Here is a 12410-nt window from a genome sequence, read left to right as displayed (position 1 = left end):
ATGCGGGGAGGGGACGGCGCGCCAGGGGGCAGGATGCCGAGGGGTTCGGTGACGCGTCCACGGACATCTTGCATCATTTGTGCCCCGTTCGGGGGTAATCGCCCGAATCGGCACCCGAACGCGCGGTGAACGGCGGGCAGCCCGCGCCCGCCGCCTCAGCCGCGCGGCACCGGCTGCAAGCGCTGCAGCTGCGTCACGTGACCGGGCTCGAGCTCGTCGAGCGACGTGACCCCGAGCAGCCGCATCGTGCGCTCGATCTGCTCCGACAGGATCTGGATCATCCGGTCGACACCGGCCTCGCCGCCCGCCATCAGCCCGTACAGGTACGCGCGGCCGACCATGGTGAACTTCGCACCGAGCGCCACGGCGGCGACGATGTCCGCGCCGGACATGATGCCGGTGTCGAGGTGCACCTCGGTGTCCATGCCGACCTCCTTCACCACGGAGGGCAGCAGGTGGAACGGCACGGGTGCCCGGTCGAGCTGGCGTCCGCCGTGGTTCGACAGCGTGATCCCGTCGACGCCCATGTCCGCCAGACGACGGGCGTCGGCCAGGGACTGCACGCCCTTGACGACGACCTTGCCCTTCCACTGGTCGCGGATCCAGGCGAGGTCCTCGTAGGTGACGGTCGGGTCGAACATGTGGTCGAGGAGCTCCCCGACGGTGCCGGACCACCGGTCGAGCGACGCGAACGCCAGCGGCTCGGTGGTCAGGAAGTCGAACCACCACCACGGTCGCGGGATGGCGTTCAGCACGGTCCGGGCGCTCAGCTGCGGCGGGATCGAGAAGCCGTTGCGCTTGTCCCGCAGACGCGCGCCGGCGACGGGCACGTCCACGGTGACGAGCAGCGTGTCGAACCCGGCCTTCTCGGCGCGGGAGACCAGCGCCATCGACTTCTCGCGGTCCTTCCACATGTACAGCTGGAACCAGTTGCGGCCGTTCGGGTTGGCGTCGCGGACGTCTTCGATCGCCGTGGTGCCCATGGTGGAGAGCGAGAACGGGATGCCCGCGCGTCCGGCTGCCCGGGCTCCGGCACGCTCGCCCTCGGTCTGCATCATGCGCGTGAACCCGGTGGGGGCGATGCCGAACGGGTACGCGACCGGCGCACCCAACACCGAGCGCGAGGTGTCCACGGACGACACGTCGCGCAGGATCGCGGGCGTGAACTCGATGTCCTCGAACGCCTGGCGGGCGCGCGCGAGCGAGATCTCGGCCTCGGCGGCGCCCTCGGTGTAGTCGAACGCGGCCTTCGGCGTGCGGCGGGCGGCGATGTCGCGCAGGTCCCAGATCGTCAGGGCCTGTTCGAGGCGCTGACGCCGACCCGGCAGCGAAGGCTTCTTGAACTGCATGAGCGGTGCGAGGTCCCGCACGGTCGGCAGCTGCCGCTTGATCGGGGTCCGCCGGGCCGACGGTGTGCCCGGGGTGGCTGCCGGTGCGCCCGTGGCGGGGTCGACGCGGTGCTGGTCGTCGGTCGAGGTCATACAGACATCCTACGTCTCGAGGTGGATTGGCGGAGGGAAGCGTCGGAGGAACGCGGGGTGTACCGGACGGGTTCGACGGTGCGGGCGATGGTCGCGCGCAGGGCCTCGAGCGAGGCGCCGCGCAGGCCACCGAGCCCGGCTGCCCGCGCCTGCACCAGGATGTTGCCGAGCGCTGTCGCCTCGACGGGCCCGGCCAGGACGGGCAGCCCGGTGCGGTCGGCCGTCAGCTGGCAGAGCAGTCGGTTCTGCGATCCGCCGCCGACGATGTGCACCTGTCGGACGTCTTTCCCCGTGATGGTGCTGATCGTTGCAAGTGTCTCCGCGTACGCGGCGGCCAGCGACTCGAGGATCGAGCGCACGAACTCGGCCCGCGACGCGGGCGCGCTCAGCCCGTGGTCGCCGCACCAGGCGGCGATGCGCGCGGGCATGTCGCCGGGCGCCGTGAACGACTCGTCGGCGGGGTCGAAGATGGGGACCGGGGCCGTGACGGCCGCGGCGGAGGCGAGCAGGGCCTCCAGGTCGATGCTCGCGCCGTCACGTTCCCAGGTGCGGACGCTCTCGGACAGCAACCACAGTCCGGACACGTTCTTCAGGAACCGGACGCGGCCGTCGACCCCGCCCTCGTTGGTGCAGTTCGCGTCGCGCGCCGCGTCCGACAGGACGGGTGCGTCGAGCTCGACGCCGACGAGTGACCAGGTGCCGGAGGAGATGTACGCGAAGTCCGGTTCGGTCGCGGGGACCGCGACGACGGCCGAGGCCGTGTCGTGCGAGCCGACCAGCGTGACGGGCGCGGTGCCGCCGACCAGGTCGGCGACGGCGGGCAGCAGGGGCCCGAGTCGGTCGCCCGGGTCGCGCAGGGTGGGCAGGAGGCCCGCCGGGAGGCCCGCAGCAGCCCGCAACGCCGGGTCCCACCCGCGGGTCGTCGCGTTCAGGACCCCGGTCGTCGACGCGTTCGTGCGCTCGGCCGCCTCGACACCGGTGAGCCAGTAGCCGAGCAGGTCGGGGACGAGCAGCGCCCGCTGCGCGAGCTGCGGCGACGGGTCGGCGGCGAACTGGAACACCGTGTTGAAGGGCAGGTGCTGCAGACCGTTCCGGGCGTACAGCTCGGCCGCGTCCATCCGTCGGTGCACGCGGTCGACGCCGCCCTCGTGCCGCTCGTCGCGGTAGTGGTACGGCAGGCCGAGCAGCCGACCGTCGCGCAGCAGGCCGTAGTCGACCGCCCACGAGTCGATGCCGATGCTGACGATCGCCGGGTGCGTGGCGAACGCCTGACGGAGGCCGTCGGTCACCTGTCGGTGGAGCTCGACGACGTCCCAGTGCAGGGCCTCGCGGTCGTGCTCGTGCAGGGTCACGGGGCCGTTCGGGAACCGGGCGACGTGCTCCATCCGGACGCCGTCGGTGTCGACGTGCCCGAGGATCACGCGGCCGCTGGTGGCCCCGAGGTCGACGGCGGCGACGGTGCCGCTGGTGGACATGCTCTTACCTCTTGTCGGACATCAGCTTGTTCTGCATCAGCGCAGGAACGCGGCGGCGACACCCGCGTCGACGGGCACGTGCAACCCGGTCGTGTGCGAGAAGTCGTCGGTGCAGATGGCGTAGACGGCGTTCGCGACGTTCTCGGGCACGACCTCGCGCTTCAGGATGGTGCGCTGGGCGTAGAACGCGCCGAGGTCCTGCTCCTCGATGCCGTAGGTCTTCGCGCGGTTCGCTCCCCAGCCGCTCGCGAAGATCCCCGAGCCACGGACGACGCCGTCGGGGTTGATCCCGTTGACGCGGACGCCGTGCTCGCCGAGCTCCGCCGCCAACAACCGGACCTGGTGTGCCTGGTCGGCCTTGGTCGCCGAGTAGGCGATGTTGTTCGGACCGGCGAACACCGAGTTCTTCGACGAGATGTAGACGATGTCGCCGCCGAGGCCCTGCTCGATGAGGACCTTCGCCGCCGCCTTGGACACCAGGAACGACCCCTTCGCCATGACGTCGTGCTGCAGGTCCCAGTCCTGTTCGGTGGTCTCGAGCAGGCTCTTGCTGAGCGACAGTCCGGCGTTGTTGACGACGAGATCGAGGCCGCCGAAGTGCAGGAGGGTCTGCTGGATCGCCTGCTCGATGTCCGCTGCCGAGGTCACGTTCGCCGCGACGCCGATGGCCCTGTCCGTGTTCCCGATCTCGGCCGCAGCGTCTTGCGCCTTCGTCAGGTCGAGGTCGGCGATGACGACCGCGGCACCCTCGGCGGCCAGGCGCTTCGCGATCGCCTTGCCGATGCCGCTCGCGGCTCCGGTGACCAGGGCGATGCGGGTGGCGAGCTTCTTGGGGGCCGGCATCCGCTGCAGCTTCGCCTCTTCGAGGGCCCAGTACTCGATGCGGAACTTCTCGGCCTCGTCGATGGGGTCGTAGGTGCTCAACGACTCGGCGCCGCGCATGACGTTGATGGCGTTCACGTAGAACTCGCCGGCGACGCGGGCGGTCTGGGCGTCCTTGCCGTACGAGAACATCCCGACGCCGGGCACCAGCACGATGAGCGGGTCGGCACCGCGGATCGCGGGGGAGTCCGGGTTCGCGTGGCGGTCGTAGTAGGCCTGGTAGTCCGCGCGGTACTGCTCGTGGAGTTCGTGCAGGCGGGCGGTCTGCTCGTCGACGCTCGCGGTGGCGGGCAGGTCGAGGATGAGGGGCTTCACCTTGGTGCGCAGGAAGTGGTCGGGGCAGCTCGTGCCGAGCGCGGCGAGCTCCTCGGCGCGCGACGACGCCAGGAAGTCGAGCACGACGTCGCTGTCGGTGAAGTGCCCCACCACCGGCTTGTCGCGCCCGGCGATGCCGCGGATCGTCGGTGCGAGGGCGGCGGCGCGTGCGTGGCGTTCGTCGGTCGGCAGCGCCTCGAAGCCTGCTCGGGTCCCGCCGAACGGGTCGGCCTTCCCGTGCTCCGCGATGTACTGCTCGGCGGTGTCGATGATCCAGCGCGAGTTCGCCTCGGCCTCCTCGCTCGTCTCGCCCCAAGCCGTGATGCCGTGGCCGCCGAGGATCGTGCCGATCGCCTGCGGGTTGTCCCGCTTGATCGCGGCGATGTCGAGCCCGAGCTGGAACCCGGGTCGGCGCCACGGCACCCACACCACCGTGTCGCCGAAGATCGTCGACGTCAGAGCCGGTCCGTCCGCCGCCGTCGCGATGGCGATGCCGGCGTCCGGGTGCAGGTGGTCGACGTGCGCGGCGTCGACCAGGGCGTGCATCGCCGTGTCGATGGACGGGGCAGCACCGCCCTTGCCGTGCAGCGTGTAGTCGAACGCGGCGACCATCTCGTCCTCGCGCTCCACCCCCGGGTAGACGTCCTGGAGGGCACGGACGCGGTCGACGCGCAGGACCGCGAGGCCCGCCGGGGTGAGGGTCCCGAGGTCGCCCCCGGAGCCCTTCACCCAGAGCAGCTCCACCGGCTCGCCCGTGACCGGGTCGGTGTCGGTGCCCTTCGCCGAGGTGTTCCCGCCGGCGTAGTTCGTGATCCGCGGATCCGAGCCGAGCGCGTTCGAGCGCGCGATGAGTGCACTGATCGTGGTGTCTGCGTCGGTGCCGTGCGTTGCGGGGTCCACCCGAGCCTCCAGTGTGTGTGCCATGTGTCTACGCGCCCCAACCGGCCTGGACGCCGCCGACGCGGTCCTCGGCGATCGACTGCTGGTACCCGGAGTCCAGGTACGCGCGCATCGGGTTCGCCGGCAGACCGCGGGATTCGCGCCACGCGGCGAGGTCCGCCCGGACGTCGGTCTGGTACGCGTCCATGAAGACCTCGTTCGCGCCGAGGACGTCGTGGGCCTCCTGCGCTGCGGTCAGGGCCACGCGGTCGAGGAGCAGTGCCCGGGCCGTCATCTCCTGCACGTTGAGCACGGAGCGGATCTGACCGGGGATCTTGTCCTCGATGTTGTGGCATTGGTCGAGCATGAACGCGACGTCGTGGTTGTCGTAGCCGCCGCCGCGGATGACCTCGACCAGGATGCGGAACAGCTGGAACGGGTCCGCTGCGCCCACGATCAGGTCGTCGTCGGCGTAGAACCGCGAGTTGAAGTCGAAGCTGCCGAGCTTCCCGAGGCGCAGGAGCTGCATCACGATGAACTCGATGTTCGTGCCGGGGGCGTGGTGGCCGGTGTCCAGGCAGACCATCGCCTTGTCACCGAGCGCGGCCGTCTGCACGTAGCTCGTGCCCCAGTCCGGAACGTCGGTGTGGTAGAACGACGGCTCGAAGAACTTGTACTCGAGCACCAGGCGCTGGTCGGCACCGAGGCGGTCGTAGATCGTGCTGAGCGACTCGTGCAGGCGGTCCTGGCGGGAGCGCATGTCCTCCTGCCCGGGGTAGTTCGAGCCCTCGGCGAGCCAGATCTTCAGGTCGCGGCTGCCGGTGGCGTCCATCACGTCGATGCAGCGCAGGTGGTGGTCGATCGCCTTCTGCCGGATCGTCTCGTCGACGTGGGTCAGGGCACCGAACTTGTAGTCGTCGTCCTGGAACGTGTTCGAGTTCACGGTGCCGAGCGACACCCCGTGCTCTTCGGCGTGCCGCTTGAGGTCGCTGAAGTCGTCGACGAGGTCCCACGGGATGTGCAGGGCCACGGTCGGTGCGAGGCCCGTGTACTTGTGCACCTGGGCGGCGTCGGCGATCTTCTCGTACGGGTCGCGCGGGGTGCCGGGCGTGCTGAACACCTTGAAGCGGGTGCCGGAGTTGCCGAAGGCCCAGCTGGGCAGCTCGATCTGCTGTCGTGCGAGCTGGTCGGCGATGCCGGTGAAGGTCGGGGTCGATGTCATCGTGTCACTTCCTCGTGTGCGATTGAATCGTTTCATACAGTACGGGTCGCGGCGGTCTGCCGCAACCGTGTGGGGTGTGTTGCGTCGCGCACCCCGTTGCGGTCTTCGCGCCCCGGAGAGTCGGGGCGCGATGCGCGCACGGGGGCGCGACACGGGACGGGCGCGGGCGCGATGCGCGCACGGGGGCGCGATGCGGGACGGGCGCGGGCTGCGCGCCCCGTTGCGGCCTTCGCGCCCCGGAGAGTCGGGGCGCGAAGACCGCCCGGGGGCGCGACGCCGGGCGAGCGCCGTCAGGCGTCCCGCGCACCCACCGTGACCAGCCCACCGTCCGCTCCCCGCGCTACGCCGCGGGGACCGCAGCCGGCGCGCGCAGCTCGTGCGAGCCAGCGCCGAGCCGCTGCTCCGCAGCACCCGGCAAGCGCACGACTGCGGTGACGCCCTCCGGCACCTGTGCACGGACGAGCAGCTCGCCGTCGACGAGCTCCCACCGCACCGCGATGTGCCCGTGCACGGAGTCGAGCGAGGTCGACGCCCACGTCAGGCCGCCGCCCGGTTGCGGCGCGATGAGCACGGAGGCGTACCCCGGTTCGAGCGCCGACAGGCCGCCCACCACCCGGTGCATCCAGTCCGCCACGGCACCGAGTGCGTAGTGGTTGAACGAGGTCATCTCACCCGGGTTGATCGTGCCGTCCGGCAGCATCGAGTCCCAGCGCTCCCAGACCGTCGTCGCACCCATCGTCACCGGGTACAGCCACGACGGGCACTCCGTCTGCAGCAGCAGCCGGTACGCGTCGTCGAGGTGGCCGGTCTGCGTCAGCGCGTCGGTGATGAACGGCGTACCCGCGAAGCCCGTCGAGATCCGGTACCCGGACTGCTCGGCCAGCTCCGCCAGGCGGTCGCCCGCACGGCGCTCGTCGTCCTCGTCGAGGATGCCGAACACGATCGCGAGCGCGTAGACGGTGGTGCAGTCGCTCCGGATGCGGCCGTCGGTCACGTAGTGCTGACGGAACGCGGCCTGGAGGCCCGTGGCCATCTCCTCGGCTTCCGTCGCCTCCGCCTCGTGGCCCGTCAACCGCGCCGCCTGCGCCACCAGGGTCGCGCTGCGGTACGCGCACGCCGTCGCGACGACGCCCGGGTCGGCCTTCGCCTTGGCGGCGTCCTCCGGCGGGGCGTCCGGGTCGAGCCAGTCGCCGAACTGGAAGACGGTGTCCCACAGGCCCTCGGGTGACAGGTGGCCCTTGATGCGGCGGAGGTGCGCCGTCATCGAGTCGAGCTGCTCCTCGAGCACCGCGGTGTCGCCGTACGCCTGGTACAGGGTCCACGGCACCCAGACGCCGGCGTCCGACCAGATGGCGGTGGCGTCGGGGGTGCCGAAGTCCTCGGCGGGGGAGTACTTGAGCACGTCCGGCACCACGAACGGGATGACACCGTCGGCGTGCTGCTGCTCGAGCCACACGTCGCGGAGCCAGTCGCCCAGGAACGCGCGGGTGTCGAACAGGTAGGACGCCGTCGGCGCGAACGCCGCGATGTCGCCCGTCCAGCCGAGGCGCTCGTCACGCTGCGGGCAGTCGGTCGGGACGCTCAGGAAGTTGCCCTGCATGCCCCGGATGACGTTGTCGTGGAACGTGTTGAGCAGCTCGTGGCTGGACTCGAACGTGCCCGTCCGGGTCAGGTCGGAGCCGACCTGCACCGCGGTGACGGCCGATCGGAGTTCGTCGAGCGTGCCGGTCCAGCCGTCGACCTGGGCGTACCGGAAGCCGTGGAAGGTGAAGCGGGGCTCGAAGTGGTCCTCGCTGCCGCTCAGGGTGAAGTGGTCCGTCGCCTTCGCGGTGCGCAGCGGGCGGGTGCCGAGCTCGTCGTGCTCGAGGACCTCGGCGTGCTTCAGGGTCAGCACCGTGCCCGCGGGCCCAGAGGCGACCACGCGGAGCCAGCCCACCAGGTTCACGCCGAAGTCGATCAGCGTCGCGCCGGACGGGCTCGTCCAGACCTCGACGGGGGCGATCTCGGCGAGGGGTCGGACCGGCGGCACGGTGTCGGCGACGAGTTCGCGCTCGCCGATGTCGACGGTGCGCACGGCGCTGGTGCGTCCCTCGTGGCCGTCGACGCTCGGCGTGGTGACCTCGCCGGGCGTCAGGAAGGAGCCGTCGCGGAGCCGGGCGTCGATGTCCTCGCCGTCGTACAGCTGGTCGGCGGTGATCGCGCTGGACAGGGCCTGCCAGTCCGTGTCGGTGGCGACGAGCTGTTCGTGGCCGTCGGCGAAGGTGATGCGGAGCTCGGCGAACCCGGCGGGCTCGTCGGCGTACCAGCCGCCGCCACCACCCCACGCGAGGCGCCCGGCGGCCCAGCCCTTGCCGAGGACGAGTGCGAGGACTGCCGCCTCGCCCGAGCCGGTACCGGTCAGGTGCGCCGTGACGTCGTGCGAGACGACGCGGATGCGCCACTCGTAGCTCGTCCACCCCGGTTCGAGCAGGTGGTCGGAGACGCGTTCGCCACCGAGCCACGCCTCGACGACGCCGAGGGCGCTGACGTCGAGGGTCGCGCTCGTGACGGCGCCGTGGCCGTCGTCGAGGGTGAACTCACGGCGCAGGATCGGTGCGCTCCCGAGGTCGGCGTCGCTCGTGATGAACGGTGCTGTCCAGGCGGTCATGTGGTGTGTCCTTTCACGCGACCGGTCGTCGTCGACCGGTGCGGGGGTCCGGGGCCCGGCCGCCCGCCCGGGTGGGCGGTGCGGCGGAGGCGGGTTGCGCCTCCAGGCCGGGGTCGGGCGTCAGCCCTTGACTGCGCCGCTGGTCATTCCGGCGACGATCTGGCGGTTGAAGAAGATGTAGAGGATGAGCGGCGGGATCGTGATGAGCAGGACGTCGGTGAACAGCAGGTTGAGCTGGCTGACCGACTGGCTCTGGAACGAGTAGAGCGTCTGCTGCACCGTGGCGTTCTCGGATCCCGGCAGGAAGTACAGCGGGTTCGTGAAGTCGTTGAACACCGTGACGGACTGCACGAGCACGACCGTGATGATGACCGGCTTGAGCAGCGGCAGCACGACGCCGAAGAACAGACGGATCGGTCCGGCGCCGTCGAGGACGGCTGCCTCGTCGAGCTCCTTCGGGATCGTCGCCACGAACGCCCGGAAGAGCAGGATGCAGAACGACAGGCCGAAGGTCGCCTCGATGAGGATCATCCCGCCCATGGTCTTGAACAGGTTGAGCCCCTGCAGCACCCAGATCGTCGGGACGATCGCGGGCGGGACGATGAGGCCCGCCAGGACGAAGAAGTTGATCACGCCGTTCCACTTGCTCGGGCGACGCTGCAGCACGTACCCGACCATCGCGGAGAACACGACCATCACGATCACGCTGCCCACGGTCAGGACCGCACTGTTCAGGAACGCGCGGACGATCACGCCGTCACCGGATCCGAACACGGCCTGCAGGTTCTGCCAGAGCTGCCACTCGGTCGGCAGGCTGAAGCCGAGCTGGTTCGCCTCGGCCGGGTTCTTCATGGCCTGCAGCAGGACGAAGACGAACGGCACCAGGAACACCACGAAGCTGACGACGATGGCGATCGAGCCGATGATCCACCGGCGGGTCCGGCCCGGGTGGCGGTTCCGGCTCGCCGGCGTCGGCGCACGGCCGGCGGTCCGGCGGGGGCTGGTGACGGCGGTCACAGGTCCGCCTCCTTGCGGTTCAGGAGCCACGAGATCGGGACCATGATCGCCGTGACGACCACGAACAGGACCACGTTGCCGGCGGTCGACAGGCCGTAGAACCCGGCCTGGTACTGCTTGTAGATGACGCTCGCGATGACGTCACTGGTGAACCCTGGCCCACCGCCGGTCATCGCCCAGATGAGGTCGAAGGACCGCAGCCCGCCGATCAACGACAGGATGATGACGGTGCCCATCGCGGGACGCGACAGCGGCAGGGTGATGTTCCGGAAGATCGACCACGCGCTCGCGCCGTCGACCCGTGCGGCCTCGAAGTACTCCTGCGGGATCGCCACGATGCCGGCGATGAAGATGAGCGTCGCGATGCCGACGCCCTTCCAGACGTCCACCGCGGCGACGCTCCACAGGGCGAGGGCCGGGTCGGTCAGCCACCCCGGAGTGGGGAGGCCGACCGAGCCGAGGACGCCGTTGATGATCCCGTGGAACGGGTCCATCAGCGCCGTGAACGTGATGCCGATGCCGATCGTCGACACGAGCACCGGGAAGAACACGACCGCCCGCAGGTAGCCGCGCCCCAGCACGGGCGACGTGAGGAGCAGGGCGAGGGCGAGTCCGATGACCACCTTCGCCGCGCTCGTCACGAAGCCGTACTGGAACGTGTGCACGAACCCGGAGACGAGCTGCGGGTCCTGGAAGAACCGGACGAAGTTGTCGAAACCGATGAAGGTCTGGTCGAACAGCGTCCAGCGGGTGAGGGAGAAGTAGAACCCGGCGAAGGTGGGGACCGCGAAGAACACGACGTACAGCGCGATCGCGGGGATGAAGAACCACGCGGGGTAGAACGAGCGCATCCGCTTGCGCGCGGGACCGGTCCCGCCGGAACCCGCTCGGGTCTTCGCCGGCTCGAGTGCCGTCGTGAGTGTCGCGGTCACCGTGTCACCAGCCCTTGATGCCGAGCTGCTGGGCCTGCTGGACGACGTCGTCGTCGTACTGGTCAGCACCCTTGGCCGCGTTGGTGATGCCCGAGCCGACCTGCACGCAGATCTTCTCGAGGTTCGGGCCCTTGATCGGGGACAGGAACTCGAGCGCCGGGCTCGCCTTGCCGTCGTCCAGGTACTTCTGGAGGTCGTCGATCATCGGGGGCACGTCGTCCGGCAGCGAGCAGGTCGAGATGACGTACGGGCCACCGGGCGTTCCGGTGTCGTTCTGCACCTTGCAGCCGTCGGCCGAGTTCGCGAAGGCGATGAACTTCTTCGCGGCGGCGAGCTCGTCACCCTCGGTGGTCTTCGGGATGTACAGGCCGTTCGGCTCCCAGATGGTCAGGTTCGTGTCGTCGGCGTCCTCGGCCGGCAGCGCGAACGCTCCGATGTCCGCGACCGCGTCGGGGCTGTCCTGCTGCAGGGTCGAGATCGCGTTCGTCAGCATCGGGTACTGCGCCCCGGTGCCGTCGGCGAGCATCTTCAGGCCGTTCGCCTGCGTGGCCGAGGCGTAGTCCTCGTTGTAGAGGTCCTTGTCCTTGCCCTCGGCGAGGTGGTCGAAGCCGGCGAGTGCGGGGTCCTTGGCGTAGGACTCCTTGTTCGCGGTGTAGTTGTCCGCCCAGTCCTTGTCCTGCGCCGTGATGTTGGCGAAGTCGCCGAGCACGAACAGCTGGCTGGTCCAGGTGTCGCCGTACGTCTGGATGATCGGGGCGACCTTGCCGGCGTCCTTGATCTTCTCGCTGTTGCTGATGAACTCGTCCCACGTGGTGGGGACGCTGAGTCCGAGGTCGGCGTAGACCTTCTTGTTGTACATGACGCCGCCGCCGAAGCTCGTGCCGAACGGAGCGCCGTAGACGCCCTTGTCGGTGCTGACGACCTTGGTGAACTGCTCGTCGACGTCCTTCGTCCAGCTCTCGTCGGACAGGTCCACCAGGGTGTTGTCCGGGTTGAGGGCCTGCATGAGCGAACCGGAGTTGTAGTTGAAGACGTCGGCCATCTCGCCGGTCGACAGCTGGGTCTTCACCAGGTTGTCGCCGTCGGTGCCCTGCGGGCGCGTGTCGAACTTGACCGTGATGTCGGGGTTGGCCTTCTCGAACGCCTCGATGAGCGGCTTCGCGGTGGCTGCGGTCGCGGGTGAGTTGTCGGCCTGGTAGGTGATCTGCACCTTGCCGCCGCCTTCGTCGGCGGAACCGCCGGACGAACACGCCGCGAGCCCGCCGATCAGGACCGTGGCGCCGCCGATGGCGACGAGCCGTTTGACGACGGCGCGCTTGGTGAGCGTCCTCGTGGTCAGGGAACGAGCTGACATTCCTTACCTCCTCGTAAGGCCCGGGGCGGGGTACCCCGGGTGAAACGGACCCGGATCCCGCGTCGTCGTGGGCTCCGGTTGCTGCTGTTTAGAACGTTTCAATCAGGATGGAACCACGTGGATTGAAGCGTGTCAATCGCTGTGCCGATTTCGTTACGGGAACGCGCATGCCTGGTGCGCGCGGTCCCGCCTCGCCCGCCCTGCCT

At 69.9% G+C, this 12410-nt stretch carries 8 protein-coding genes; all 8 read right to left on the bottom strand.

Annotated features, from left to right (window positions below; translation table 11 throughout):
- Window positions 1-155 precede the first annotated feature (155 nt).
- Window positions 156-1349: an alpha-hydroxy acid oxidase gene (locus GVL05_RS18950; protein ID WP_123672509.1), complete on the bottom strand. Its 1194-nt coding sequence runs from the start codon at window positions 1347-1349 to the stop codon at window positions 156-158.
- A gap of 128 nt (window positions 1350-1477) precedes the next feature.
- Window positions 1478-2956: a rhamnulokinase family protein gene (locus tag GVL05_RS18945; protein ID WP_159574152.1), complete on the bottom strand. Its 1479-nt coding sequence runs from the start codon at window positions 2954-2956 to the stop codon at window positions 1478-1480.
- Between the two features lie 36 nt (window positions 2957-2992).
- The gene (locus GVL05_RS18940; protein WP_159574151.1) at window positions 2993-5077 is read right to left on the bottom strand and encodes a bifunctional aldolase/short-chain dehydrogenase; all 2085 of its coding nucleotides are present in this window, start codon (window positions 5075-5077) and stop codon (window positions 2993-2995) included.
- A 4-nt stretch (window positions 5078-5081) separates the two neighbouring features.
- Complete coding sequence (rhaI, locus tag GVL05_RS18935) at window positions 5082-6254, bottom strand: L-rhamnose isomerase (RefSeq protein WP_123291971.1); 1173 nt, start codon at window positions 6252-6254, stop codon at window positions 5082-5084.
- 340 nt (window positions 6255-6594) lie between these two features.
- Complete coding sequence (locus GVL05_RS18930) at window positions 6595-8901, bottom strand: alpha-L-rhamnosidase (protein ID WP_159574150.1); 2307 nt, start codon at window positions 8899-8901, stop codon at window positions 6595-6597.
- Window positions 8902-9021: 120 nt separating this feature from the next.
- Entirely contained in the window at window positions 9022-9828 is an 807-nt protein-coding gene (locus GVL05_RS18925) for a carbohydrate ABC transporter permease (protein ID WP_235036067.1), read from the bottom strand.
- An 86-nt stretch (window positions 9829-9914) separates the two neighbouring features.
- A complete protein-coding gene (locus GVL05_RS18920) occupies window positions 9915-10850 on the bottom strand; it encodes a carbohydrate ABC transporter permease (protein WP_235036066.1) in 936 nt (311 codons plus the stop codon).
- Between the two features lie 4 nt (window positions 10851-10854).
- Window positions 10855-12204 (bottom strand): ABC transporter substrate-binding protein, encoded by a 1350-nt coding sequence (locus tag GVL05_RS18915; RefSeq protein WP_131845794.1) that lies wholly within the window; start codon window positions 12202-12204, stop codon window positions 10855-10857.
- Window positions 12205-12410 lie beyond the last annotated feature (206 nt).

This window comes from Curtobacterium sp. 18060, from assembly GCF_902706105.1.
Classification (GTDB): Bacteria; Actinomycetota; Actinomycetes; order Actinomycetales; family Microbacteriaceae; genus Curtobacterium.
Note: the sequence above shows the minus strand (reverse complement) of the source record. Positions and strands in the feature narration are given on the sequence as shown.

Bases quoted from the DNA above. Each gene is read 5' to 3' on its own strand.
- GVL05_RS18950 (WP_123672509.1), bottom strand. From the start codon at position 1,349: ATGCAGTTCAAGAAGCCTTCGCTGCCGGGTCGGCGTCAGCGCCTCGAA.
- GVL05_RS18945 (WP_159574152.1), bottom strand. From the start codon at position 2,956: ATGTCCACCAGCGGCACCGTCGCCGCCGTCGACCTCGGGGCCACCAGC.
- GVL05_RS18940 (WP_159574151.1), bottom strand. From the start codon at position 5,077: ATGGCACACACACTGGAGGCTCGGGTGGACCCCGCAACGCACGGCACC.
- rhaI (WP_123291971.1), bottom strand. From the start codon at position 6,254: ATGACATCGACCCCGACCTTCACCGGCATCGCCGACCAGCTCGCACGA.
- GVL05_RS18930 (WP_159574150.1), bottom strand. From the start codon at position 8,901: ATGACCGCCTGGACAGCACCGTTCATCACGAGCGACGCCGACCTCGGG.
- GVL05_RS18915 (WP_131845794.1), bottom strand. From the start codon at position 12,204: ATGTCAGCTCGTTCCCTGACCACGAGGACGCTCACCAAGCGCGCCGTC.